Raw genomic sequence first — 24,669 nt, forward strand, 5'->3', positions numbered from 1 at the left:
GGACATACTATCTATTAGTTATATGCACTGGAAATATATTCGGTGGAGCCCTAATCTTGGGGCGTATCCAATTTCTTCAACGATGCAGGATTGAGATGACTTCCGTACAGAACCCCGCGCGGACCCATGCCGCGACCTCCCCGAGCATGGGCAGGGCCTGGGCCGTGACCGTCATGGTCGTATTGCTCATGATGATCAACTTCGGCGACAAGGCCGTCCTCGGGCTGGCCGCCGCCCCCATTATGAAGGAACTGGGGATCAGCGCAGCCCAGTTCGGTGCGATTTCGAGTAGTTTCTACTTCCTGTTCAGCGTGGCCGCCCTCATCGTCGGCTGGCTGTCCAAGAAGTTCTCCACCTGGGTGATCCTGCTGGTCCTGGCCCTGCTGTGGGCCATCACCGCGACCCCGATCATCTTCGCTGCCAGCATCCCGATGCTCTACCTGAGCCGGATCTCGCTGGGCGCTGCCGAGGGCCCGGCCAGCCCGATGTCCGTCCACGCGGTGCAGAAGTGGTTTCCCGCCCGCAGCCGTGGCCTTCCCACCGCGATGACCCAGATCGGAGCGGCCCTGGGCGTTGCGGTGGCAACACCGACTCTGGGGTACTTCATCTCCCATCACGGCTGGCGCAGTGCCTTCGCCGTCCTGGCGGTCGCCGGACTCGTCTGGGCCGTTGCCTGGCTGGTCATCGGTAAGGAGGGGCCGCTGGAGACCCTGGCCGCAGCGGACTCCGGCGATGTAGCCAAGGACGCCCAGGAAGACGTACCCGTGTCCTTCTGGAAACTCATGTTCAACCGCACCACCATCGGCTTGATCGTCGCCGGGATCGGCTGCTACTGGTTGGTCGCCGGCGGTATCGCCTGGCTTCCCAGTCTGCTGGAGGCCAAGGGCTTCGACTTCTCTCAGACCGCCTTCCTCGCGGCCCTGCCCTCGGTCGTATCCGCCCTGTCCATGCTCGTGATCCCGCCGATCCTCAACCGGCTGGTATTCGCCGGGTACAGTCAGCGCGCCTGCTATACCGGGGGCGTCGGAGCCGTCATGGCCGTCTCCGCCCTGGCCCTGTTCATCGCCCCTGCACTCAGCGGCGGGGCCCTGGTGGCGGCGCTGGTCATCGCCTTCGGGATCGGCGGGATGATGTTCCCGCTGTCCTTCCTGGTGATGGCGCAGTTCTCCCCGGTCAAGTCCCGCGGTGCGGTCGTCGCCACGACCACCGCGATCGTCACCTTCACCGGTGTCATCGCCCCATCCGCGATCGGATCCCTGCTGACATCGGCCGGTTCGATGTCAGCCGGCGCCAGTACCGTCTTCATCGTCTCGGGCATCTTGGTGGCCGTCTGCGGCCTTGTGTCGGTCCCCCTCATCCACCCCGCTGCCACCATCGCCAAGCTGGGCGTCAAAGCCTGAAGAACAAGCGAAAGGCAATCCGTGTCCAATCTCAAACACACCGCGCCCGCCCCGGCCGAGGCCCGCAAGCACCTGCCGATCGCCGATGAATGGGGCCCGGTCAACACCTCGCGGGACCTCGCCGGGGCGCAGACCGTCGGCCTGGGCTCGGCCGCCCGTGACCACGCCGGACCCAATGTCCTCATCGTGCTGCTCGACGATATGGGTTTCGGCGCCAGCTCGCCCTACGGCGGGCCCTGCCGGATGCCCACGGCCGAACGCCTGGCCGAGTCCGGCCTGCGCTACACCCGGTTCCACACCACCGCACTGTGCTCGCCCACCCGGCAGTCTCTGATGACCGGGCGGAACCATCACGCGGTCAATATGGCCGGCATCACCCATATGGCCACCTCGGTCCCCGGCTACACCTCCGTGCGGCCCAACACCGCGGCGACTCTGCCGGAAGTGCTACGCCTCAACGGTTACGCCACCGGGGCGTTCGGCAAAATGCACCAGACCCCACAGTGGGAATCGACCCCGGCGGGGCCCTTCGACCGCTGGCCGACCGGGGAGGGCTTCGAGAGGTTCTACGGTTTCCTCGACGGGGAATCCGACCAGTACAACCCCCTGCTCTACGACGGCACCGTGCCCGTGGAGAAACCGGATGACCCGGACTACCACTTCAGCGTCGACATCACCGATCACGCGATCGACTGGGTGCGGATGCAGAACACGCTGGCCCCGGACAGGCCGTTCTTCTGCTATCTGTCCTTCGGCGCCACCCACGCCCCACACCACGCACCACAGTCCTGGATCGAGAAGTACCGGGGCCGCTTCGATGCCGGCTGGGATGCCGAACGCGAACGCATCCTTGCCTCCCAGCAGGCCCTGGGCGTGGTGCCCGAGGCCGCGGAGCTGACGGCCCGCCACTCGGAGATCCCGGCCTGGGCGGACTTAAGCGACAAGGAGCGGATGGTCGCCGCCCGGCTGATGGAGGCCTATGCGGGTTTCGCCGAACACACCGACCACCAGGTGGGCCGGCTGCTCGATGCGCTCGACGGGATCGACCGCCTGGAGAACACCCTGGTCTTCTACATCCTGGGCGACAACGGAGCCAGCGCCGAGGGCGGCATCCACGGCACCATCAACGAGAAGGCCTCGCTCAACGGAGTCCACCATTCGCTGGACGAGGTGATCGAGCGGCTCGACGAGATCGGTTCCGAGACCTCGTTCAACCACTATCCGGCCGGCTGGGCGCACGCCATGGACACCCCCTACCAGTGGACCAAGCAGGTCGCCTCCCACTGGGGCGGCACCCGGGTGGGGATGATCGTGCACTGGCCCGCCGGGATCGAGCAGGAGGGCGGGGTGCGCAACGACTGGCGCCACGTCAACGACATCTACCCCACCGTGCTCGAGGCGCTCGGCCTGCCCGTGCCGGAGACGGTTGCGGGTGTGGCCCAGCAGCGCCTCGACGGCACCAGCATGACCGATACCTTCGCGGCGGACACCGTGCGGGAATCCGGGGTGGTGCAGTACTTCGAGATGTTCGGCAACCGCGGCATCTACGCCGACGGCTGGTCGGCCTGTACCAAGCACGGCACCCCCTGGTCCAGCGCTGACACGCCGGCCTTCGCCGACGACCGCTGGGAGCTCTACGCCCCGGACGACTGGACCCAGGTCCATGATTTGGCCGCTCAGATGCCGGAGAAACTGCGGGAACTGAAAGAGCTGTTCGACCGCGAGGCCGTGGCGAACAAGGTCTACCCGCTCGACGACCGCCGCAAACAGCTATTCAACCCCGATATCGCCGGCCGGCCCGATTTGGCCCGTGGTCGGTTGCGGATGCGCCTGCACCCGGGGATGCGCCGCCTCCCGGAATCGGCGATCCCCAATGTCAAGAACAAGTCCTTCGCCGTCACCTCGGCCGTTACCGTGGGTGAGGGTGCGGACGGGGCGCTGCTGAGCCAGGGGGACCGGTTCGGCGGCTGGCTGGTCCACATGGTCGATGGTCGGCCGGCCTACACGCACAACTACTTCTCGACCGAGGTCTTCACCGTCGCCGCCGTTGACGCGCTGGCGCCGGGCGAGCACGTGCTGCGGATGGACTTCACGGTGGATGAGGAGCCCGGGTTCGGCCGTGGGGGCACCGTGGTGCTCACCGTCGACGGGGCCGAGGCCGCACGCGGGCGGGTGCCCAAGACCGTCCCGTTCATCTTCAGCGGCACCACAGATGTGGGCTGCGATACCGGCAGCGGGATCATCTCCGGCTACCGGCGGGCCCAGGGCGGGTTCACCGGGGACATCGAGTACGTGGACGTGGAGATCTTCCCCGACGCCGGCGCGCTGCCCACCCCGCCTCAGAAGGCCAGGCAGATCGCGGAGACGATTCAGTGAGCGGGGCGGCGGTGAGCGACGCTTCCGCGCGTGGGCAGTCCGGCTGCTGCTGTGGGCCCGCGCGTCCAACGGGCGCAGCGGCACCTGCCGCGGCCTCGGCTCCGGAATCCCGGATGACCGACAGCCCGCCCGACCTGCTCGCCCTGCCCGGTGGGGAGTTCGCGATGGGCGACGCCCACGGCGACGGGGACTTAGACGACGGCGAGGCGCCGCGCCACGCGGTGCTGCTGAGCCCCTTCTCGATCGGGGCAAGAACCGTGACGAACGCCGAATTCGCCGCCTTCACAGCCGCGACCGGCTATGTCACGACCGCCGAGCACTTCGGGTCCTCGGCCGTGTTCCACCTGCTGCTGGGACCCGAGTCGCGGGTGCTGGGCCGCGATCCGCAGATCCCCTGGTGGTGCGAGGTGGCCGGCGCCCACTGGGCAGCTCCCGAGGGCGGCGGTTCCGATATCGCGGACCGCTGGGACCACCCGGTGGTGCACGTGAGCCACGCCGATGCGCTGGCGTACTGCGCTTGGTCGTCAACCCGGCTGCCCAGCGAGGCCGAATGGGAGTTCGCCGCGCGCGGCGGGCTGAACGGCCGCCGCTACCCCTGGGGCAACCGGCTGCTGGGTGACGGTGGCACGCCGAACGAGAGCGTCTGGCCCTGCAATATCTGGCAGGGAGAATTCCCCACCCGCAACACCGCCGCCGACGGGTACTCCGGCACCGCTCCGGCGGATGCCTATGCGCCCAACGGCTACGGCCTGTACAACACGGTGGGCAATGTGTGGGAGTGGTGCGCGGACTACTTCGACCCCGCCTACTATCCGCGCTCGCCCGAGCAGGACCCGCCCGGCCCCGCCGAGGGCCAGCGGCGGGTGATGCGCGGTGGGTCGTTTTTGTGCCACGACTCCTATTGCAACCGCTACCGAGTCGCCGCGCGCTCGTCGAACACCCCCGAATCATCCGCCTCGAACATCGGCTTCCGCGTCGCCCGCTGAAAGGAATGACATGACCTCCTCCACCGCTCCAAAGCCTGCGAAAGAACTCCTCGAATACGCAGAATCCGCCTGGTCTGGTACCAGGCCCGTGACCGCCACCGGCAGTGCCGTCTACAAGGAGACCGGGCCGCACCGTGTGGCCGAGGGCGTGTGGATGTGGCCGGCCTTCGGCAATGTCCACATCTTCGACACCTCGGAGGGCCTGCTGCTCTTCGACACGGGGGAGGCCCGTGCGGCGGACTCCCTGTACGCAGCCATCCGTGCCATGACCGACAAGCCCGTGCACACCGCCGTGTACTCCCACGGCCACATCGACCACGTGTGCGGGGTCGACCCCTTCGACGCCGAGGCCGGGACTACCGGGGTGCCCCGGCCCCGGGTGGTGGCGCAGCGGAACGTGGCCCATCGGTTCCGCCGCTACGAGCGCACGGCCGGTTACAACACCCGGGTCAATCGGCGGCAGTTCGGTTCTCCCGAGCACACTTTTCCCGACCGCTTCCGCATGCCCGATCTGGAATACTCCGACGCATTGAGACTGCGGCTGGGCGAGCTGGAGATGGAGCTGCACCACCGCAGGGGCGAGACCGACGATGCGACGATCGGCTGGGTGCCCCAGCAGAAGATCCTGCTGACCGGCGACTTCTTCATCTGGGCCGCGCCCAATCCCGGCAATCCGCAGAAGGTCCAGCGCTACGCCTGGGAATGGGCCGAGGCGCTGGAATGGATGGCGGGTCTGGGCGCCGAGGTCCTGCTGCCGGGCCACGGCGCGCCCATCTTCGGCGCCGAGCGGATCCGCAGCGCCCTGCTGGACACCGCCCAGTACCTGTCCCACCTGGTCGAGCACACCGTCGACGGGATGAATGCGGGAGCGGACCTGGAGACGATCGCCGGCTCCTTCGCGGTGCCCGAACACCTGCGCGATAAGCGGTATCTGCAGCCCAGCTACGACGAACCGGAGTTCATCGTGCGCAATGTCTGGCGGCTCTACGGCGGTTGGTGGGACGGGGATCCCGCCCGGCTCAAACCGGCCCCGCGGGCTGAACTGGCCGCCGAGCTCGCTGAGCTGGTAGGCGATGCGCAGGCCCTGGCAGAACACGCACTTGTCCTGTTGGAGCTCGGCGAGCACCGGCTGGCCGCGCAGTTCGCGCAGCTGGCCGGGGACGCCTCGGACGAGGTGACCCGCGACGTCGACGAGGCGCGGCTCAAGGTGTTCACAGAACTGGTCCGGGTGTCGACCTCGACCATGTCCAAGGGCGTCTACCGCTGGGCCGCCGCCGAATCCCTGGCCCGCTTGGACGGGGTGGACGTGTTCGCCGCCGTGGCCACCCTCAAGGCACGGGAGTAAGCATGGGCTGAGGGCCACCCCGCCAAGCCGCGTTGTGCCGATACCCCCTGGTCTATAAGATCGACCTGACAACTGTCGTGTGAATCACAGATGAGGGGTGGCCCGCATGATCCGACTCGACGATATCGACGTCACATTCCCCAAACCGGGGGACGCGAACGAACAGGTGCACGCCCTGGCCGATCTCGACCTGGAGATCGCAGACAGGGAATTCGTCTGCCTGCTTGGCCCCAGCGGCTGTGGCAAGTCCACCGCGCTCAACCTCATCGCGGGCTTCACCAGCCCCACCTCTGGCGCCGTCACCGTCGACGGTGCCGCGGTCACGGCCCCCGGCCCCGACCGCGGGGTGGTGTTCCAGGAGGCCACCATCTTCCCCTGGCTCAGCGTCAGGGAGAACGTGGCATTCGGCCCCAAGCTGGGACGCGGGGCCGACCGGTCCGGCCTGCACGAGCGGGTCGACGAACTGCTGGAGCGGGTGGGCCTGGCGGGCTTCGGCGACCACCTGCCCAGCGAACTCTCCGGCGGGATGCGCCAGCGCGTGGGCCTGGCCCGCGTGCTCATCAACGATCCGCCCACCCTGCTGATGGACGAGCCCTTCGGTGCACTCGACGCGCAGACCCGCATCACCATGCAGGAACTGCTGCTGGAGCTCTGGGAGCGCAACCGCAAGACCGTCCTGTTCGTCACCCACGACATCGACGAGGCCCTGATCCTGGGCGACCGGGTGATCGTGATGACGGCCCGCCCCGGCAGCATCCGCAGCATCATCGATGTGGACCTGCCGCGCCCGCGCAGCTACGACATGATCACGGATCCGGAATACGTGGCCCTGCGCCAGCGGCTGTTCGAAGAGCTGCGGCAGGAGGCCCAGCGCGCCGATGAGCTCATGGGCGTGACCCACGGGGGTGAGCGCTGATGGCCGCGACCCGCAGCATCGTGCCACGCAACTGGATCGCCCGGCTGGTCATCGCCGTCGTCCTGCTGGGCCTGGTCGTCGCCGGTGGCCGCGTCTACGGAGCGGCATCCGGCGCCTCCGGTGAGAACCGGATCCGCCTGGGCTGGGTGTCATCTGCCACCTGGGGACCCTGGCGCACCCTGGACAAGGAACTCCCCGATGACATCGACGTCGAATACGTCCAGTTCAAGAGTTCCAACGATGTCCTCACAGCACTGTCCAACGGCTCCCTGGACATGTCGCCGGTGGGCTACAACAACGTCGCCTCCCTGCTGACATCGGCCAAGCCCAGGCTCAAGTTCGTCAGCGGGATCTCCTCACGCGGCTCGGTGTTCTTGGCCCGCAAGGGCTCGGGGATCAAGGACTGGGACGACCTCAAGGGCAAGAAGATCGGCGGGGTGCGCGGCTCGACCCAGTACGTCAATATGACCGCGGCGATGAAGGCCCGCGGGATCGACGTCGACAAGGACACCACCTTCGTCAATATGCAGGCCTTCCCGGATATGAACCTGGCCCTGCAGCGCGGCGACGTGGACGCCATCACCACCTTCCCGCCCCTGTCCGGCGAGGTCCTGGCCGCCGGCTACGGCTCCACTGTGCCCACGATCCAGAAGTCCCTCTACGAGGGGTCGTTCGAGGTCAGCAGCGGAATCGCGGCGACCGATTCCTTCCTGGAGAAGGATCGGGACAAGGCCAAGACCGTGGTCGAGGCCTATATGAAACGGCTGGACGAACTCCAGGCCGATCCGCAGAAGTGGCAGGACGACTTCGCCACCACCTCGGGCGGAACCGGCGCGGGCATCGCCGATGCCCTCAAGGAGGGCCACTTCAAGGGCGTCTACGAGATGCCGAGTGAGGACATCCTGCGGGTGCCCAAGGTACTGACGACCATGGGCATCATCGACAAGGACACCAGCGGCGACCTGCTGGGCTACCTGGACTATTCGCTGCTCGAGGAGATCACCGGGAAGCCGGCTGACCAACTGGGCAAGACGGACTGAGGAGGGCGTCATGGCATCTGCGAAGAAGACGCGGGCGAAGAAGCAGTCCGCTTCCACCGCCATCACCGGCAAGGTGAGGCCCGGGCGGTCCCGCCTGTCCGGCAATCTGAGTGCGGTGGGCCTGGGCCTGATCATCCCCGTGATCATCGCGATCGTCTGGGAGTTCGCCGGGCGGATGCACTGGATCGCCAACGGCCTGTTCCCGCCGTTGAGCCTGTGCGTGGCGGCTCTGGCCGACTGGGTCTTCGGACTCCACCTGTTCGGCGATCAGTTCAACCCCTCGACCGTGTACTCGGCCTCCTGGCTGGTGCATGTGGGAGCATCGGTGGGTCGCGTGCTCATCGGCTTCCTGATCGGCACGCTGCTGGCGATCGTCTTCGGCGTGATCGCAGGCGTCAGCCTGCACGGGCGCCGGATGATCGACCCGACGATCAACGCGATCCGGCCGATCTCCGTGACCGGCTGGGTGCCCCTGGCGCTCATCATCTTCGGCATCGGAGACAAGCCCGCAGTGTTCCTGACGGCACTGGCGACCTTCTTCCCCGTCTACGTCAACACCCTGGCCGGGGTGTCCCGAGTGGACACGGGGCTGGTGCGCGCGGGCCGGATGCTCGGGGCCAAGCCCACGGAGCTCATCATGAAGATCGTGCTGCCTGCGGCCTCGCCCAGTATCGTCACGGGCCTGCGGGTGGCCACCGGCATCGCCTGGACCACCGTGGTCGTCGCCGAGATCCTGGGCGCGAAGTCCGGCGTGGGCTATGTGCTCATCGACTCCTACAACCAGTTCCGCTTCGACTACGTGATCGCCGCGATGGCGACCCTGGGTCTGTGCGGCTATGTCACCGACCGGCTGCTGCAGTGGATCTTCGCCGACGCCCTGCGCTGGTCGGATAAGTAATGCACGCGATGAATGCCGCTGGGCGCTCCAGTGCCCTGACCGGGCTTCAGAAGGGCGGGACGTCGGTATCGTCCGTGTCCGAGGCGGCATAGGACCCGTGGGTGCCCCACCGCGTGCCGGTACCCGGAGGGTCTGCGCTCGGAGTACTGGACAGTCCTAAGGAGTTCGGTGAGCCTGGTGGATCAGGTGGGTCTGATGCTGTGTCCCAGTAAGGTGGGGAGAAATCCTCCGGCACCCACACCGGCGGCAAACCCGCCGCATTCCGCGCAGCACTCACATCAACCAGGGCAGCAGCGAACCGGGAATGAAACACCGGCCGCTGCTCGATATCGACATGCCGGGGAGGAATCCACGCCGGCAGGCCCCCGATCAGTTCGGCCCTCCACCCATGCTGGTCATGCCACGTGTGATGGAACCGGCACGCCAAGGTCAAATTCTCCACCGTCGTGGGTCCACCGGAGGACCAGGGGATCATATGGTGGGCATCGCACCACCCCACCGGCATATCGCAGCCCGGGAACGTGCACCCCCGATCCCTGGCCGCAATCAACTCAACCTGCCGCCGCGTAGCAAACCTGCCCGCACTCCTCACAGTCACCTCCCGCGTCCCGGGCTGGTTGGCCTGGAAATACACGAGCGCACCCGGAGACAGGGACTCCAAATCCTGTAACCCGATCGGGCCGGCAGTGGATTCGACCTCCGCCTTGCCCTGCGCATACTCTTCAGCAGTCGCCGTGACGATCAGGGCCATCCCCGCACCCTGCGGACCCGAACCCGCAGCCCGATCAATCAAGGTGGCGAACATGTCATGACGCCTGGCGCCATCGGGCCGCTCCCGATACCCAAACGGATGATCCGCCTTCGTGGTGGGCCGGCCATCGACCGTCACCGCCGTCGCCGGTGGATCCTGAGGTGGCAGGGCACCGGGCGGCACATCAGCTGTAACGGATTCCGCACCGTCGGGCACATCAGTGCCGACTCGCTGGGCCTCCCCGGAGTTCACTTCGCTCGTGTCCTGTCCGGGTTCCTGCCGATTGGTCAACAAACCATGCAATTTCCCGCCCGTCACCGGATCCAGTAGACCCGTGAGATTCCACGCACCATTCCTCCGCGGCGTCACGGTCACGTGATACTCATCAACCAACGGTGGGATCTCGGCGAAGCGTCCATCGGGATCCAGGTAGGCTCGGATCCGAGAACCCAACACGCGGACCTGGTCCACATCAACACTCGGCACCGTGTCCACGAGTAGTCTCTCGGCCGTGGCGTGATGGACGTGTCGCACTTGGGTGGGGATCTTCTCGATCTCCCGGATCACCGCCTGCGCCTGATCCACCGACACACCCCCGTCCGCCAGGGCGAGGGCAACATGGGGGTAGGCGGGTTCCAGACGCGCACCCGTTAGAGACCGGCCGGCACCGATCGCGTGTGCGAACCGCACCCGCCGCCGGGCGGTCGCCCCATCAATCCTCAATAGGCGAGTCACCAGGGCCGGAAGAGTCTTCGCACCATAATCAACGGTGGGCACCTCGTGTTCGGCCCGCGCCAGAACAACAGCTTCCGTCGAGGTGGTCACGCGGGACAGGTGTTCGATTCCCTTGAGCACCAGGAGCAGGTCGGAAGCGTCGAGACTGGGATCCGTGCCCACACCGGCACCCAGACCAGTGAGGGCCTCGGCCGCAACAGCGAGTTCCGGAGCGATCTCCTGCAAACGCTCCCAATCGTCGGGGGTCAGTAAGGGGTCTGCTGGACGGGCGAAGGCCCCTGCGTTCTGGTCGTCATCGGGAAAACCAGCACGTGGGAGGGTGGAATCGATGGTCATGATCTCTCCCCTCCTCCCGTATCCCGACCGAAACGCCGGCCGAACTGGCTACACGCGTGCGTGCTTGATGAATGTCGGGGAAGACGAGCCGTAAAACCTGACGGGACTTCGCTGTCCGATTCGGGTTTCCTGACCTACTTCAAGTGTAGCGCAGATCACTCATAATGGGAAGGGTTTAATCGAAAATAGTTTTCGATGTTTGTCTCATTGAATCCTATGAGTGGTTTCATTCCGTCGTCCCGCCGGAAGCGACCCTTAACCCTTCGTAACCTCCCGCAGATCCGCCTCCGTGAACTCCATGACCGTGGCGAAGTCGCCCAGCGGTACCACCGAGTGCAACAGCCGGTCGGGATAGACGTGGACCAGGTTGTAGCTCTGCCCGCCGTCGACCCCGTTGGCATAGGGGAAGACCACCTGCAGGTCCTCGGTATAGCAGGTCGCAGCGGCCACGGACACGGGAATCGATCCGGCGAAGGTCGAGGTCGTGGCATAGTGCAGGTGCCCGGCCAGCACTGCGCGCACATCGGTGCCCGCCACCACCCGTTCCAGCCCGGCGATATCGTGCAGTTCGATCGAGGCTCCCACGCCCAGGGGGCTGGGCAGGGGCGGATGGTGCATGGCCAGTACGGTGCCCTCGGGGGCCGGCTCGGCTAGAACACTCGCCAGCCAGTCCAGTTGGGCCGCGGACAACTCCCCGTAGTCCTCGCCGGGCACCGAGGTGTCCAGGGCGACGAGGCGCAGCCCGCCGAGCATATGCACGCGGTCCAGGGGTGCCTCGGTGCCGGGTAGATCGAGAAGTCCGCGGCGCAGGGCCGAACGGGAATCGTGGTTGCCCATCAGCCACAGCACCTGCGCCCCGAGCGATTGCGCCACTGGTTCGACCAGGGAGCGCAGTCGGGCATAGGCGGCGGGTTCCCCGGCATCGGTCAGGTCCCCGGTGAACAGCAGGACATCGGGTGAGATCGAGGAGCGTTGGACCCGTGCGAGTAGCCCGGCCAGGTTCGCCAGCGGGTCGATGCGACCCAGTAATGGCCCGGCTGCGGTGATGTGGGTATCGGAGATGTGCAGGATCGTGTGATCCGGCGGACCGAACTGGCCGGTGAGGAACTCGGCGCGGGTAGGGTTGAGCATCCCCTAACTATGCCCTATAGTTGCGATCCGTAGGGCAAGAATCTTAGACCTCCTACCAGTGGTCGGATGCTGCCCTTTTTTCAACCCTCATCCTCATTCCTTGTCCGGCCCTGTGGAGGTCCACGACAAGGAGGTCACACTATGGCGGTTGTCATCCGCGGAGTCGGCGACGTTTCCGACTACATCGATGCGCGCCCCGGGATCCGGGGACGCGCCGGCATCATCTGGTGGTTGCTGCTGGGCGGTCTATTCCTAGAGGCCCTGGCCAATTCGGCGATGAGCGCGGGCCTGAGCCCCATGACCAAGGACCTGAGCCTGTCCGCGGGCCAGGTCGCCCTGCTGACATCGCTGTCCTCATGGGTCGCGCTGCTGTTCAACCCGATCGGCGGCGCCGTCGCCGATCGGATTGGCCGCGTCCCCCCGCTGATCGCAGCGAAGATCTTCGCTGTTCTCGGCTCGGTCCTGGCCTTCACCGCCGCCGGTGTGTTCCAGGTCGCGGTGGGCCGCGTCTTCGTCGGCATGGCCTATGGCATCGACTTCGCCATTGCGATGGCGATGCTCGCCGAGTTCACCCCCAAGCGCTTCGCCGCACGCCTGAACACCTGGCAGGGCATCTGGTACACCGCGGTGTCGCTGAACCTGGTGCTGGCGATCATCTTCTACCAGGTGGGCACCGGTGACTCCATCTGGCGCTACCTGCTGGCCGTGTGTGGCCTGGTCTCCCTGGTGCTGCTGGTCCTGCAGTGGAAGTTCCTCGTCGAATCGCCCACCTGGCAGGCCCGCCGCGGCAAACTGGCCGGAGCAGCCAAGTCGATGTCGAAGGCCTACGGCGAAGAATTCGTCGCGGGCGAGGTCGCCCCGGAAGAACAGGGCGCACCCGTGGCCAGCAAGGGCCTGAAGAACCTGGCCCTGATCTTCCGCGGCACCTACCTGCCGCGCACCATCCTGGCCGCCACCGTGCAGCTGGTCCAGTCCATCCAGTACTTCGGGGTGGGCTGGTACCTGCCGATCATCGCCGTGGCCCTGTTCGGCAGCGACTTCGTGTTCAACTCCGTCGGCTCCCTGGTGTTCAACGTCTTCGGCATCATCGGCGGCTTCGCCTCGGCCTTGCTGTCGACCAAGATCGGTCAGCGCATCGCCTCGAAGTGGGGTTTCCTGATCGTCTTCGTCATCCTGGTGATCTTCGGCTTCGCCTATGACAAGCTGCCCATATGGCTGGGCTTCGTGCTGCCCTCGCTGTTCATCTTCGCCTACGCGATCGGCCCGGCCGCCAACGGCAAGTCCCTGTCCTCGCTGTCGTTCCGCTCCGAGGTCCGCGCCACCGCCAATGGCTTCATCGGTGCGATCGGCGCCCTGGGCGCGGCCCTGGGCCTGCTGGTCTTCCCGCTGCTGCAGGAATCGCTGGGCCTGGGCCCGACCTTCCTGATCGTCTCCGTCTTCCCGCTGGCCGCCTTCATCATCTGCGCCGTCATCAAGTGGGAACCGACCAGGGCCGCGACGAACGTGGACGAGGAAACGGACGCCCCGCAGTTCGCCGCATGAGCGCAACCGCATGAGTAACGGAGAACCCGGAAAGATATAGGAAGAACCAAGCGTGTCAAGCAATCCGACCCAGCGCGGCATCCTCGCCATCGACGAGGGAACGACCGGCACCCGCGCGGCCATCGTCACCGAATCCGGCGACATCCCCTACATCTCCTACCGGCAGCTGGAAACACACAATCCGGCTCCCGGCGTCGTCGAGCAGTCCTTCGAACTGCTGTGGGACGTCACCTTGGAGGTGCTGCGGGACGCCCATGCGCGCGCCCGCGACCTGGGGATCGAGCCGGTGGCCGTTTCGGTGGCCACCCAGCGGGCCACCTCGGGCCTGTGGGATGCGGCGACGGGTCAGCCCTACGGGCACGCGATGGTCTGGCAGGACACCCGCTACGCCGAGAAGCTGGCGGAATACGCCGGTGACTGGGACGCTCAACTGCGGCGGACGACGGGCCGACCCGCCGGGGTGCGCTCGCCGTACCTGTGGGCAGCCGAACGCCTGCCAGAACCCGAGGTGGCCCGGGCGCTGGAACACGGCACCCTGCGGTTCGGGACGGTCGACACCTGGCTGACCTGGAAGCTCACCGGCGGTCGGACGTACATCACGACGCCCACCAATCTGGCCGCCTGCGGCGGCTACGATCTGAGCCGTGATGCGTACCTGCACGACTGGATCGCCGCCCTTGGCTTCCCCGTCGAACTGCTGCCGGAGATCACGGACGACGGGGCGACCGAGCTGGGCCGCCTCGCCCCGGAGATCCTGGGTGCCGAACTGCCGATCCGCGCCGTGATGGGCGACCAACACGGCGCGATCCTGGGCCTGGGCTGCTTCGACGCCGGACAATCCACCTGCATCCACGGCACCGGCAGCTTCATCGACCAGATCCTGGCGAGCCGCGCCGCACTCGACGTCACCGTGCCCCAGGCCGTGACCGGCACGGTGGGCTGGCGGGCCGGCGCCACGGTGCCGGCGGTGGAGAACTTCACCGCCGCCACCGGGTCCGCGTTGAACTGGCTGTGCCGCGAGATGCGCATGTTCGTCGACCCCCTGGAGATCACCGAACTGGCCTCCCGGGAGACCCTGTGGACGGGTACCGCGCCCCGCTTCGTGCCCGCGCTCACGGGGATCCGGCTGCCGGTGATCGACACGCGGGTGCGCGCCTCGATTTCCGGGATGGACCTGTCCACGACCCGTGGCGAGGTGGCCGTCGGCATGCTCGAGGGGATCGCGCAGTGCGTGGCCCAGTCGGTCGACGCGAACGTCGCGGTGGCAGGTGTCCGCCCCGATCGGCTGTGCGTGGGCGGGGGACTGAGCCAGTCCGATCCGCTCGTGCAGATGCAGGCCGACCTGACCGGAGTGCCGATGCTGCGCTACCCGGACACGGACAAGGCCACTCTGCGCGGGGCGTCCTTCTTGGCCGGGGTGGGCCTGTTCTGGGACTCCCTGCCGGACGCCGCGGCCGCCATGGGCCGCCCGCAGGTCTTCACACCGCAGCTGACGGACGACCAACGGATCGAGCGCACGGATTCCTGGCGGGCCTTCGTGGACCGCCAGCGCGCGGCCCTGGACGCAGCCTGATGCCCCATAATTTTCCACAAGCCGTCTACGCAGGTTCTACGGACCGGTAGTTCACAGGAACAGTAAGGAGACTCGGATGGTTTCGCTTCCGGGAAGAAAAGTCAACGACGCGCGCGCGAAGATGGTGCTGGAGAACCCCCTGGGCTTCAGCCGGCGCGAAATGCTCGACGAACTGGAATCGAGCGTCTACGACGTGGTCATCGTCGGCGGCGGCATCACGGGCAGCTACGCGGCCCTGGACGCGGCGTCCCGCGGTTTCAAGGTCGCGCTGATCGAGAAGGACGACTTCGCCTCGGGCACCTCGTCGAAGTCCTCGAAGATGGTCCACGGCGGCCTGCGCTACATCGAACAGGGGAATCTGCCGCTGGTGCGCCACTCCCTGCTGGAGCGCCAGCGCCTGCGCAACAACGCCCCGCACCTGATCCAGCGCCTGCCCTTCCTGTTCCCCGTGCTCACCGACAACGGCGTGTTCGACCCGCGCCTGGCCGCCGGCTTCGAGGCCCTGCTGTGGACCTATGACCTGGCCGGTGGGTGGCGCGAGGGCGTCCTGCACCAGAAGCTGGCGCCCAATGAGGTGCTGTCCCACTGCCCGACCTTCAAGTCCGAGCGCCTGAAGTACGGCTTCATGTACTACGACGCGCGCGTCGACGACGCCCGCCTGACCCTGACCGTGGCGCGCACCGCCGCCTACTTCGGCGCGACCGTGCTCAACCACGCGAAGGTCTCCGACATCCGCCGCTCCGGTGGCAAGATCTCCGGCGTCGAGGTCGAGACCTCCGACGGCCGCAGCCTCAGCGTGCGCTCCAAGACCGTGGTGATGGCCACCGGCTCCTGGCTGCGCGACTGGCACGGCGCCCACCCGGACGCCGATGTGCCCCCGATCCGCCCCGCCAAGGGCGTGCACATCGCGGTGCCGTGGTCCAAGATCCGCAACGACTGCACCGTGACGACCCCCGTGCCCGGCCGCGCCCGCCGCGCCACCATCACCCGGTGGGGCGACATCGCGCTGCTGGGCACGACCGACGACGACTACCAGGGCGATCTGGACAACGTCTACTGCACCGCCGATGAGCGCGACTTCCTCATCTCGGGCACCCGCACGGCGCTGAACACGGACCTGGACGCCGACGATGTGCTCGGCTCCATCGCCGGCACCCGCCCGCTGACCGCCACACCGGGCGGGAAGTCCGTGGACGTCAAGCGCAACCACGAGATCCGCATCGACTCCGACGGCCTGGTCACCGTGGTCGGCGGCAAGCTGACCACCAGCCGCCACATGGCCGAACAGACCATCGACGCAGTGGCCAAGGTACTGGACTCCAAGGCGCGCACCCGCACCGTCAAGCAGCCGCTGCTGGGCGGCGCCGGCTACGATGCGCAGTCCACCACCGCCACCGGCGGCCTGGTCGCCCACCTGGGTGAGCGCTACGGCAACGAGAGCCACTTCGTCGCCGACATCATCGAGCACGAGGCCGGCGCCTCGGCCCCGCTGGTCGAGGGCCTGCCGTACCGCACCGGTGAGGCGGTCTACGCGATCCGCCGCGAGATGGCCACGACGATCTCCGATGTGCTCGACCGCCGGATGCGCGCCCGCCTGCACGCCCGCGACGCCTCGGCCGCGGCAGCCCCCGCAGTGGCCGATCTGCTGGTCGCCGAAGGCGTGACGGACCGCGCCGGCGCCGATGCGCAGCTGGCCGACTACCTGACCGGGATCGAAGCCGAGAAGACCGCCCTGAACACCTACGTCAACGACAAGGAATATGCCTGATGCTCAGCAAGGAAGCCCTCAAACGCAAGTACAACCGCGGCGACTACACCGTGGGCGCGCACACCGTGCCGAAGTTCGCCCGTGAAGCCGCACCCGAGGCCACCACGGCCCGGTTCCAGACCTCGGCCCTGCCCGCCGGGTTCGTCGAGAACCTGGCCGGCCTGGCAGGCGTGACCGAGGTCGTCACCGAGGCCGCTGCCGTCACCGCCGGAGTGCGCGACTGGTGGGCCGGCACGATGATCGCCGAAACCGATCACCGCGGCCAGTACCCCGACACCGTCATCGTCAAGGTTTCCTCCGTGGAGGGAATCCAGGCCGTGCTGGCCGCGGCGAACGAGGCCGGCGTGCCCGTGACCGCCTCGGCCGCCCGCTCCAATGTCACCGGTTCGGCCCTGCCGGCCGCCGGCGGCGTGGTGCTCGACGTGCTGGCCCTGGACCAGGTGCTGGACTTCGACGAGGAGAGCCAGATCATCACGGTCCAGCCGGGCATCTTCGGCGACATCTTCGAGCAGTGGCTGCAGGACCGCGGGTTCACCGCGGGCAACTGGCCCTCCTCCTTCGGCATCTCCACGGTGGGCGGCTGGGTCGCCTGCCGCGGCGCCGGACAGCTGTCCACCCGCTACGGCAAGATCGAGGACATGGTCGTGGGCCTGGACGTCGTGCTGGCCGACGGCACCCTGGTGTCCACCGGTGGCAGCCCGCGCGCAGCCGTCGGCCCCGACCTGAACCAGGTGTTCACCGGCTCCGAGGGCACCCTGGGCGTCATCACCTCGGTCAGCCTGCGGGTGCACCGCCTGCCCGACTACACGAAGGCCCTGGCCTTCGGATTCCCGAGCTTCGCCGCCGGGCTGGACGCCTGCCGCGAGATCCTGCAGCGCGGGGCCAACCCCGCCGTGCTGCGCCTGTACGACGAACTGGAATCCGGCGTGCAATTCGGCCACGGGGAGACCAACGTCCTGCTCATCGCCGATGAGGGCAACCCCATCATCATCGACGCGGTCATGGCCGTTGTCGCGGATGTGTGCAAGGACGCCGTGGTGCTCGACCAGGACGCGATCCTGGAGACCAGGCTGGACACCCGCTACCTGACCGGCAAGTCCGCCGAGGGCTTCAAGGCCAGCGCTGGCTTCGTCGCCGACACCCTGGAAATGGTGGCGCCCTGGTCGAAGCTGCCGGGCATCTACGAGCGCGTGGTCGCCGCGATCAACGCGGTGCCCGGCACCAATGCGGGTTCGGCCCACCAGTCGCACGCCTACGTCGATGGGGCCTGCCTGTACTTCTCGCTGCGCGGCACCGTCGAACCCGATGAGCGCCAGGCCTGGTACGACCAGGTGTGGCAGGCCGTCAACAGCGTGCTGATCGAGGAGAACGCCTCGATCAGCCACCACCACGGCTGTGGGCTGCTGCGCTCGCCCTATGTCGCGGATTCGCTGGGCACCGGCTTCACCGTGCTGTCCGATCTGAAGAAGGCCCTGGATCCCAAGGGGATTCTGAACCCGGGTAAGTTGGGGCTCTGAGTAGAGTCCTGCGCAGTCGAGGGTAGGCGGATAGGGGTGGGCACGATGGCCCTGGAACAGATCCTGCACGACAATCCGGTGATCGGCACGCTGTTCGGCGAGGCCGGCCTGGAGGAGTTCTGTGCGGGACCCACGCGTTTCAGTTTCGTCGCGAACCAGCCCCTGTCCCGCCTCGACCACGTGTTCTCACGCCTGGCCGAGGCCCCGACGTTACCGCTGCTCAACGTCGATTCCGTGGCGGGGCTGACCGCCAACGCCGACGGTCTCGACTATCTCAAGGGCGTCGGCGTGCCCGGCATCGTGTCCACGCACTCCCAGGCAGTGGCCCGGGCCGCGGGGATGGGGATGCTGGCCGTGCAGAAGGTCTTCGTGACCGACCGGTCGAACCTGAAGAGGGCGGCGGCGACCGTGAAGGCCAGCCATGCGCACTTCGTCCAGCTCATGCCCTGGCCGGTCGTGCCGTTCGTGGACAGGGATTTCCTGGAGCAGCTGGGGCCGTTCATCGTGGCCGGTTTCGTACGCACCGAGGACGATATCCGCCGCGCCTTCGATCGTGGGGCACTCGCGGTGTCGACCAGTCAGAGCGAGCTGTGGGATTTCACGCTGTAAGTTCCGTAATCAGGCTGTAAGCCCGACACCGTCGGACTGTAATAAGGAGAGACACAATGACCGATGACAAGACCGCCGGACAGACCGCGCATTTCCTAGCGCTGGCCCACTACTACCCGGCCGCCGGCAACGAGGCGCGGGTGCTCGAACTGCTGGTCGAACTGACCGAGGCCAGCCGTCGGGAGGCCGGCAATGTGTCCTACGATTTCTACGCCCCCGGCTCGAACGCCGGCGAGATCCTCATCGTGGAGCGCTATGTCGACGCCGATGCCTTCACCGTGCACCGCGAGTCCGAGCACTTCGCGGCCATCGGCAAGGCCAAGATCATCCCGCTGCTGGACAACCGCGTGGTCGAGGAATTCGCCATCTGAGTGGTTGAACGATCTGCGCTTGCGATGCTTGAGAGCTAGTCGAGAGGGTTCGCCTCGATGCTCTCGGTGATCGTCAACACCAGCGTGCTCGTGGCGTTCACACCCAGGTGACGGCGGCGCTCAGCGGCGTCGTCACCGAGTAGTGCACGTCGGGCACCGGCCAGGGCCGCGGCGCCACAGGGTCCGGCCGCCACCCCGAACTCGGCGAGTCGGTGCCCGGCGGCCACGGCCTCGGCATCTGCAACGGCCACCGCGGCGTCCAAACCGTGATGAATGAATGGCCAGGCAAGCGAGGACGGCGTCCCGCAGTTGAGCCCAGACATGATGGTCCCCGGTGTATCGACCGAAACCGGCCGACCTGCGTGCAGACTCGCCGCAATACAGGCCGCATCGCTCGGTTCGACGGCGATGACGGCGGTCCCCGGCACCGCGTTGCGTGCGCGGTAGTGTGCGAGCGCCGCCTGCAGGAGGGATCCGACTCCGGTGGGCACGAATACCGCATCCGGCTCACCGGCGCCCAGCGCCCCGAGTTGGGCATCGAGCTCTGTGAACATGGTCGTGTAGCCCTCGACGATCCACGTCGGCACATCCCGGTAGCCGTCCCAGGCGGTGTCCTGCACGAGGACGTCGCCCTGTTCGGAGGCCGAGGCCGCGGCGGCCCGCACGCAATCGTCGTAGCTGCCCGCGACCTCGACGATCTCCGCGCCCTCTGCCCTGATGGCCATGACCGCGCTGGGATGGACGCCCCCGGCCGGGATGAAGATGCGGGATGGATGGCCTGCCAGCCGGGCGAAGTGCGCCACCGCCCGGCCATGATTGCCATCGGTGGCCGTGACCACGGCGAACTGTTCCTGAGCGTCGCCGCCGCGCGCCTCAAGGGCGCGATGCAGCGCCCAGGATGCACCCAGCGCTTTGAACGCGGGCAGACCGAATCGGTTGGACTCGTCTTTCGCCAGGACGCGGGCCACGCCGAGCTCCTGCGCCAGCTCCGGCAGGTCGACCAGGGTAGTGGGCGCATAGCCGGCCAGGCCACGATGGAATTCGTATGGCGCCGAGGGCACCGGATCGCACGTCCAATCGATATCCCGCCGATTGGGCTGCCAATGTGGTTCCGGGCTCTGGGCGTTCGTCATACATGAAACCCTAGCGGTTCACCGCGTCGCCGCCGGAGGCGAAGGCCGTCAGGTCCGCGCGGGTGGGGTAGCCCTCCCAGTCGCCGTGGCTTAAACAGGCGAAGGCGCCGACCTGGGCGCCCAACTCCAGGCACCGGGCCGCGTCCAACCCGTCCAGCCGGGCATCGATGAAGCCCGCGGCGAAGCCATCGCCTGCACCCACCGTGTCGACCGCTGCCACGGGCACCGCGGGTTGGAAGATCGACGTGCCGTCCACCAGCGCATGGGCGCCATTGGCCCCGTCCTTGATCACGGGCAGGCCCGAGCCCAGCTCTGCCAGGCCGTGCAGCAGGCACTCGATGTCCGACTCCTTGGAACCCAGGACCAGCCGGGCCTCCTCCGGCCCGGCGAAGACGATATCGGCCAGCGCGGCGAACTCACGGTAGACCGGCCGGGCCGCGGCCTCGGTCCACAGCCTGCCGCGGTGGTTGACGTCGAAGGACACCGGCACCCCGGCGGCACGGGCCACCCGGGCGGCATGGAAGGCCGTATCCCTGGCCGATTCCGAGATCGCCAGGGTGATGCCCGTGATGTGCAGGGCCCCGGCCTGGGCGATCAGATCGTCCGGCACATCGGCCGGTGTCATGCGCGAGGCCGCCGAACCCTTCCGGTAATACGTCACCGACTGCCGCCCCGGCAGGGGAGTGGTCTTGACCATCAGACCGGTGGGTGCGCCCTCGGCGTAATCCTGGTGCACTGCGACAACGCCCTCGGCGCGCAGCTCGCGCATGATGAGCCGGCCGAAGTCGTCATCGCCCACCCAGCTGATCCACGCCGCCGGCCGGTCCAACCTGGCCAGGGCAATCGCGAAGTTCGACTCGGCCCCGCCCATGCCCGCGACCAGTGCGGACCCGGGGGCCAGGCGCCCGGCCTGCCCCGCCCGGATCAAGCCCATGGTCTCGCCGATGCTGACGACGTGCCGGAACTCCATCATGCGTTCAGTGCCGCCACGAACTCGGCGGTGCGCTGCCGCAACGCGTCCACCGAACCACCCTTGAACACGTCGCCCAGCAGCGGACCGCCCACGCTCACGGCGGGCGCCCCGGCTGCCAACCAGGCCCGGGCCTCGGCCAGGTCGACGCCGCCCGAGGGGATTGCCTGGAGTCCGGGGAACGGTCCCTGCAGATGCTTGTAATAGCCCGCGCCCAGGGTCTGGGCGGGGAAGACCTTCACGGCATCGCAGCCCAGTTCCAGGGCCAGGGCGACCTCGCTGGGGGTCATCACACCCGGCAGGGCGGGCACACCGGCGGCGTGTGCTGCGGCGACCACGGACTCATTGAGATTGGGCGCCACCACGAACTTCGCACCCCCGGCAGCCGCGGCGCTCGCCTGTTCGGCGGTGCGCACGGTCCCCACGCCCAGCAGGGCGTCGGGGAACTGCTCGACCAGTTCCGGTAGGGCCTCAAGAGTGCCAGGCGTGGTCAGCGTCAGCTCGATCGCCTCGACCCCGGATTCGACCAGGGCGGCGACGACGGGACGGTAGGCATCGGCGGAAGACGCACGCAGCACGGCGACGATCCTGCGTCCGTCGAGGGAGGCGATGATGCTGGGGGTGGCGGCTGACATGATGCTCCTGACGCTTGGATTATTTGATGACGATCGGGTTCACGGGCCCACCGGACCCATGGCGCAGGCGCAGGGGGCTGCGACGTAGAAGGCCTCGTAGACACCGTCGGCGGCGCAGTCGTTAGCCCAGTCCTCCAACCACAGGGCCTCGTGGAACAGGATCCCCAGATTGCGCTGCAGCACCACGTGCAGCGGATAGTCCGCTGCCACTGTCGACGAATGTGCCTGCTCATTGCACAGGGTGTCCGTGCCAAGGCCCGCGATATCGAATTCGTCGAGGAAGTCCAGCAGCTCCGGCTCGAAACTGAGCCCCGGCTCGTCCACCGGTTCCTCCACCGAGAGGAACGGCGCCGTGCCGGTGCGGATCAACAGGGTGTCCGCGGCCTGCACCCGGGTGCCCTGGTGTGCCAGGGCGGCTTTCACCTCGGCGATGGTGATGTGCTCACCGCGTGGCACGCGTTCGGTGCCGCGGAAGCGGGGCAGGTCGACCAGCACGGCGCGACCCACCACGCCGCGGGCGGCAACGGCGGCGATATCGGCATGCTCCAACCCACCATTGGTGGACTCAGCCGGCACCCCGGCGTAGAGCGTGTCCCCGGCGTAGGCGTGGCCCAGTGCGTCGATGTGCGTGGTGCCGTGGCAGGCCAGCATGATCGTGTCGTCGGTCGAGCGCATCCCGCCGGGCACCTCGGCCACGCGCCCGGACACGTAGTCCGCGTGCTCGCGCAGCATCCGGTGCTCGGTGGCCGGCCGGCCCTCGAGCACGGCGTCGCCGGCGGCCGAGTTGAGCACCAGCGCCAGCGAGTACCGCTTGCCCGTGCGGATCGCCGAGGCCGCCCGCAGGACGTTGGCCGCGTCGAGCAGATTCGCCCGGCCCAGCTCATCGCCGGCCGGCCAGCGGTCCCACTGCCGGGGCCCGGAGAAGAGTTCGCCGCCGAGATCCATTATTCGATGAGCCCGGAGTTGATGATGCGCCGGATGCCCTCGGTCAGGTCCGCTTCCGAAGAGGCCAGGGTCAGGCGGATCGCGCTCTTGCCCGAGGGTCCGAAGGCCGGTCCGGGACCCACCGCGACGCCGTGGTCGATCACGAGCTTCTCCGCGATCTCCTGGGCATCTCCGTGCGTGTCCACCCACAGGTAGAAGGCGCCGTCCGGGGCGGTGACGTCGATGCCGGCATCGGCGAACAGGCGCTGGGCCAGCTTGGCGCGTTCGCCGTAGCGGGCGCGCGCTTCGGTCACGAAGTCCTGCGGGCCGGTCAGGGCCTCCAGGGCCGCGTACTGGGCGGGGGTGTTGACGCAGGAGACCACGGGCTCCTGGATCTTCGTCAGCGCATCGGTCAGCGCATCGGGCACGACCAGGTAGCCCACGCGCCAGCCGGTCATCGCATACGTCTTGGAGAAGGAGTACACGCTGATCACTCGGCTGGCAGCCGGGATCTGATCGTCGGGCAGACCCAGTGCATCGGCCTCGACGCGGCCCATGGAGACCATGGTGCCGTTGAAGACCAACTGGTCGTAGACCTCGTCGGCGAGGATCCACAGGTCGTGGCGGACCGCGAAATCGTAGATCTCGCGCAGGTTCTCCTGGCTGAGCAGGGTGCCCAGCGGGTTCGAGGGCGAGTTGATCATGATCGCCCTGGTCGCGGGCGTGACCATCGATTCCAGCACCTGCACGTCGATCGCGCCGGTGCGCGTGTCCATCGGGTAGAGCTGTTCGGTCACCCCCAGGATCTTGGCCATCATCGAATAGTTCGGCCAGCTGGGGTCCGGGATCATGACCGCGTCCCCGGCCTGCGCGACACTGGCCAGGACCGTGAACAGGCCCTCCACCGCACCATTGGTCACGACGATGTTCGACCAGTCGGCCGGCACCCGGTTGACCGTGGTGACCTTGTGCGCCAGGGCCTTGCGCAGGGGCACGATGCCCGCGTTCGGCTCATAGTGCGTGTGGCCATCGGTCATCGCCTTGGCGGCTGCCGCGTTGATGTTCGCGGGCGTGTCGGCATCGGGTTCGCCGACCTGCAGGGTGATGGTGCCGGGCCGGGCCGCGGCCAGTTCTCCAATGCGACGGATTCCGGAGGCGGGCATGTTCGCGATAGCGGGGGAGAAATACATGTGGTCAGTCTCTCATGCGCGGTCTTCGGCGTTCGTGGCTGCCTCGGCGTCCGTGTCCGAGGCGAAAACGGCGTCGGCCGGGGGTGCGGTCTCCTCCTCTTCGGGGTGCACGCCGAGCTTCTTGGCGAAGCGGACCAGGTAGCCGTCGGGGTCCTGCACGAGGAACTGGCGGTAGCCGCGGGCCAGGCCGTCCTGCACGGGCCATTCCTCGCTCATATCCTCGAAGATCGGGTAGCCGGCGGCCACCAGCTCATTGCGCAGCGCGTCGGGGTCGTCGATGAAGATCTTGAAGTTGACCCCGCGGCCCAGCGGCGGATCGAAGGGGCCGGTGGACCAGTGGCGGGTGGCCTGGCAGATCATGATCTCGGCCTCGCCGATGCGCAGGTAGTCGTGCGCCTCGCGGTGCATGACGACCTCGCTGGGCAGCAGGTCGACCCAGAAGGTCCGGGATTTGGCGATGTCGAGGACCATGAGTTCCGGCACCAGGTGGCTGCGGCCGCCGTCGAGGTCGAAGGGTTCCATG

At 67.6% G+C, this 24,669-nt stretch carries 21 protein-coding genes; 13 read left to right on the top strand and 8 right to left on the bottom strand.

The features are described from left to right. Positions 1–95: 95 nt before the first annotated feature. The 7 genes from NQ038_RS06090 to NQ038_RS06120 all read left to right on the top strand — a co-directional run bounded on the left by NQ038_RS06090 (position 96) and on the right by NQ038_RS06120 (position 8,961). On the top strand, positions 96–1,400 hold the full coding sequence (locus tag NQ038_RS06090; RefSeq protein ID WP_257062102.1) for an MFS transporter: 1,305 nt from the start codon (positions 96–98) through the stop codon (positions 1,398–1,400). A gap of 21 nt (positions 1,401–1,421) precedes the next feature. Then, complete coding sequence (locus NQ038_RS06095) at positions 1,422–3,776, top strand: arylsulfatase (protein ID WP_257062104.1); 2,355 nt, start codon at positions 1,422–1,424, stop codon at positions 3,774–3,776. Between the two features lie 11 nt (positions 3,777–3,787). Then, positions 3,788–4,762: a formylglycine-generating enzyme family protein gene (locus NQ038_RS06100; RefSeq protein WP_373456787.1), complete on the top strand. Its 975-nt coding sequence runs from the start codon at positions 3,788–3,790 to the stop codon at positions 4,760–4,762. 10 nt (positions 4,763–4,772) lie between these two features. Beyond that, positions 4,773–6,107 carry an alkyl sulfatase dimerization domain-containing protein gene (locus NQ038_RS06105; protein WP_257062105.1) on the top strand — a complete coding sequence of 445 codons (1,335 nt, stop codon included), beginning with the start codon at positions 4,773–4,775 and terminating at the stop codon, positions 6,105–6,107. A gap of 106 nt (positions 6,108–6,213) precedes the next feature. Next, positions 6,214–7,023, top strand: a complete 810-nt coding sequence (locus tag NQ038_RS06110) for an ABC transporter ATP-binding protein (protein ID WP_257062106.1) — start codon at positions 6,214–6,216, stop codon at positions 7,021–7,023. Continuing rightward, the gene (locus NQ038_RS06115; RefSeq protein ID WP_257062107.1) at positions 7,023–8,063 is read left to right on the top strand and encodes an ABC transporter substrate-binding protein; all 1,041 of its coding nucleotides are present in this window, start codon (positions 7,023–7,025) and stop codon (positions 8,061–8,063) included. Before NQ038_RS06110 ends, NQ038_RS06115 begins: the two co-directional genes overlap by 1 nt. A 10-nt stretch (positions 8,064–8,073) precedes the next feature. Beyond that, the gene (locus NQ038_RS06120; protein ID WP_257062108.1) at positions 8,074–8,961 is read left to right on the top strand and encodes an ABC transporter permease; all 888 of its coding nucleotides are present in this window, start codon (positions 8,074–8,076) and stop codon (positions 8,959–8,961) included. 46 nt (positions 8,962–9,007) lie between these two features. Here NQ038_RS06120 and NQ038_RS06125 read toward each other — a convergent pair whose 3' ends face one another. Together NQ038_RS06125 and NQ038_RS06130 are read right to left on the bottom strand one after the other, a co-directional pair. After that, positions 9,008–10,783: an HNH endonuclease signature motif containing protein gene (locus NQ038_RS06125; RefSeq protein WP_257062109.1), complete on the bottom strand. Its 1,776-nt coding sequence runs from the start codon at positions 10,781–10,783 to the stop codon at positions 9,008–9,010. A gap of 255 nt (positions 10,784–11,038) precedes the next feature. Further along, the gene (locus NQ038_RS06130) at positions 11,039–11,914 is read right to left on the bottom strand and encodes a phosphodiesterase (protein WP_257062111.1); all 876 of its coding nucleotides are present in this window, start codon (positions 11,912–11,914) and stop codon (positions 11,039–11,041) included. 141 nt (positions 11,915–12,055) lie between these two features. Here NQ038_RS06130 and NQ038_RS06135 point away from each other — a divergent pair, with 141 nt between their 5' ends. The 6 genes from NQ038_RS06135 (at position 12,056) to NQ038_RS06160 (ending at position 19,294) form a co-directional block, all read left to right on the top strand. After that, the gene (locus NQ038_RS06135; protein WP_257062112.1) at positions 12,056–13,456 is read left to right on the top strand and encodes a sugar porter family MFS transporter; all 1,401 of its coding nucleotides are present in this window, start codon (positions 12,056–12,058) and stop codon (positions 13,454–13,456) included. A gap of 52 nt (positions 13,457–13,508) precedes the next feature. Next, positions 13,509–15,029, top strand: a complete 1,521-nt coding sequence (locus tag NQ038_RS15590) for an FGGY family carbohydrate kinase (RefSeq protein WP_257062113.1) — start codon at positions 13,509–13,511, stop codon at positions 15,027–15,029. A gap of 76 nt (positions 15,030–15,105) precedes the next feature. Continuing rightward, the gene (locus NQ038_RS06145; protein ID WP_257062114.1) at positions 15,106–16,797 is read left to right on the top strand and encodes a glycerol-3-phosphate dehydrogenase/oxidase; all 1,692 of its coding nucleotides are present in this window, start codon (positions 15,106–15,108) and stop codon (positions 16,795–16,797) included. Continuing rightward, positions 16,797–18,314 (top strand): FAD-binding oxidoreductase, encoded by a 1,518-nt coding sequence (locus tag NQ038_RS06150; protein WP_257062116.1) that lies wholly within the window; start codon positions 16,797–16,799, stop codon positions 18,312–18,314. The genes NQ038_RS06145 and NQ038_RS06150 overlap by 1 nt, the downstream gene beginning before the upstream one ends. 45 nt (positions 18,315–18,359) lie before the next feature. After that, positions 18,360–18,923: a glycerol-3-phosphate responsive antiterminator gene (locus NQ038_RS06155; RefSeq protein WP_257062118.1), complete on the top strand. Its 564-nt coding sequence runs from the start codon at positions 18,360–18,362 to the stop codon at positions 18,921–18,923. Between the two features lie 56 nt (positions 18,924–18,979). Beyond that, a complete protein-coding gene (locus NQ038_RS06160) occupies positions 18,980–19,294 on the top strand; it encodes a putative quinol monooxygenase (RefSeq protein ID WP_257062119.1) in 315 nt (104 codons plus the stop codon). A 35-nt stretch (positions 19,295–19,329) separates the two neighbouring features. Here NQ038_RS06160 and NQ038_RS06165 read toward each other — a convergent pair whose 3' ends face one another. The 6 genes from NQ038_RS06165 to NQ038_RS06190 are packed head-to-tail and all read right to left on the bottom strand — an operon-like array spanning position 19,330 to position 24,668. After that, complete coding sequence (locus NQ038_RS06165) at positions 19,330–20,427, bottom strand: diaminopropionate ammonia-lyase (RefSeq protein ID WP_257062120.1); 1,098 nt, start codon at positions 20,425–20,427, stop codon at positions 19,330–19,332. 10 nt (positions 20,428–20,437) lie between these two features. Next, complete coding sequence (locus NQ038_RS06170) at positions 20,438–21,400, bottom strand: sugar kinase (RefSeq protein WP_257062121.1); 963 nt, start codon at positions 21,398–21,400, stop codon at positions 20,438–20,440. Further along, positions 21,397–22,032, bottom strand: coding sequence for a bifunctional 4-hydroxy-2-oxoglutarate aldolase/2-dehydro-3-deoxy-phosphogluconate aldolase (locus tag NQ038_RS06175; protein WP_257062122.1), 636 nt, complete (start codon positions 22,030–22,032; stop codon positions 21,397–21,399). The genes NQ038_RS06170 and NQ038_RS06175 overlap by 4 nt, the downstream gene beginning before the upstream one ends. 39 nt (positions 22,033–22,071) lie before the next feature. After that, entirely contained in the window at positions 22,072–22,977 is a 906-nt protein-coding gene (locus NQ038_RS06180; RefSeq protein ID WP_257062123.1) for a cyclase family protein, read from the bottom strand. Continuing rightward, on the bottom strand, positions 22,977–24,146 hold the full coding sequence (locus tag NQ038_RS06185; RefSeq protein ID WP_257062124.1) for a pyridoxal phosphate-dependent aminotransferase: 1,170 nt from the start codon (positions 24,144–24,146) through the stop codon (positions 22,977–22,979). The genes NQ038_RS06180 and NQ038_RS06185 overlap by 1 nt, the downstream gene beginning before the upstream one ends. A 12-nt stretch (positions 24,147–24,158) precedes the next feature. Then, complete coding sequence (locus NQ038_RS06190; RefSeq protein WP_257056953.1) at positions 24,159–24,668, bottom strand: hypothetical protein; 510 nt, start codon at positions 24,666–24,668, stop codon at positions 24,159–24,161. Between the last annotated feature and the right edge of the window lies 1 nt (position 24,669).

This window comes from Brevibacterium sp. 50QC2O2, from assembly GCF_024580675.1.
Taxonomy (GTDB): Bacteria; Actinomycetota; Actinomycetes; order Actinomycetales; family Brevibacteriaceae; genus Brevibacterium; species Brevibacterium moorei.

Coding starts and splice junctions, on each gene's coding strand:
- NQ038_RS06150 (WP_257062116.1), top strand. CDS start 16,797: ATGCTCAGCAAGGAAGCCCTCAAACGCAAGTACAACCGCGGCGACTAC.
- NQ038_RS06155 (WP_257062118.1), top strand. CDS start 18,360: ATGGCCCTGGAACAGATCCTGCACGACAATCCGGTGATCGGCACGCTG.
- NQ038_RS06090 (WP_257062102.1), top strand. CDS start 96: ATGACTTCCGTACAGAACCCCGCGCGGACCCATGCCGCGACCTCCCCG.
- NQ038_RS06145 (WP_257062114.1), top strand. CDS start 15,106: ATGGTTTCGCTTCCGGGAAGAAAAGTCAACGACGCGCGCGCGAAGATG.
- NQ038_RS06110 (WP_257062106.1), top strand. CDS start 6,214: ATGATCCGACTCGACGATATCGACGTCACATTCCCCAAACCGGGGGAC.
- NQ038_RS06165 (WP_257062120.1), bottom strand. CDS start 20,427: ATGACGAACGCCCAGAGCCCGGAACCACATTGGCAGCCCAATCGGCGG.
- NQ038_RS06135 (WP_257062112.1), top strand. CDS start 12,056: ATGGCGGTTGTCATCCGCGGAGTCGGCGACGTTTCCGACTACATCGAT.
- NQ038_RS06105 (WP_257062105.1), top strand. CDS start 4,773: ATGACCTCCTCCACCGCTCCAAAGCCTGCGAAAGAACTCCTCGAATAC.
- NQ038_RS06160 (WP_257062119.1), top strand. CDS start 18,980: ATGACCGATGACAAGACCGCCGGACAGACCGCGCATTTCCTAGCGCTG.
- NQ038_RS06125 (WP_257062109.1), bottom strand. CDS start 10,783: ATGACCATCGATTCCACCCTCCCACGTGCTGGTTTTCCCGATGACGAC.
- NQ038_RS06130 (WP_257062111.1), bottom strand. CDS start 11,914: ATGCTCAACCCTACCCGCGCCGAGTTCCTCACCGGCCAGTTCGGTCCG.
- NQ038_RS06190 (WP_257056953.1), bottom strand. CDS start 24,668: ATGGAACCCTTCGACCTCGACGGCGGCCGCAGCCACCTGGTGCCGGAA.
- NQ038_RS06175 (WP_257062122.1), bottom strand. CDS start 22,032: ATGTCAGCCGCCACCCCCAGCATCATCGCCTCCCTCGACGGACGCAGG.
- NQ038_RS06180 (WP_257062123.1), bottom strand. CDS start 22,977: ATGGATCTCGGCGGCGAACTCTTCTCCGGGCCCCGGCAGTGGGACCGC.
- NQ038_RS06185 (WP_257062124.1), bottom strand. CDS start 24,146: ATGTATTTCTCCCCCGCTATCGCGAACATGCCCGCCTCCGGAATCCGT.
- NQ038_RS06120 (WP_257062108.1), top strand. CDS start 8,074: ATGGCATCTGCGAAGAAGACGCGGGCGAAGAAGCAGTCCGCTTCCACC.
- NQ038_RS06115 (WP_257062107.1), top strand. CDS start 7,023: ATGGCCGCGACCCGCAGCATCGTGCCACGCAACTGGATCGCCCGGCTG.
- NQ038_RS06170 (WP_257062121.1), bottom strand. CDS start 21,400: ATGATGGAGTTCCGGCACGTCGTCAGCATCGGCGAGACCATGGGCTTG.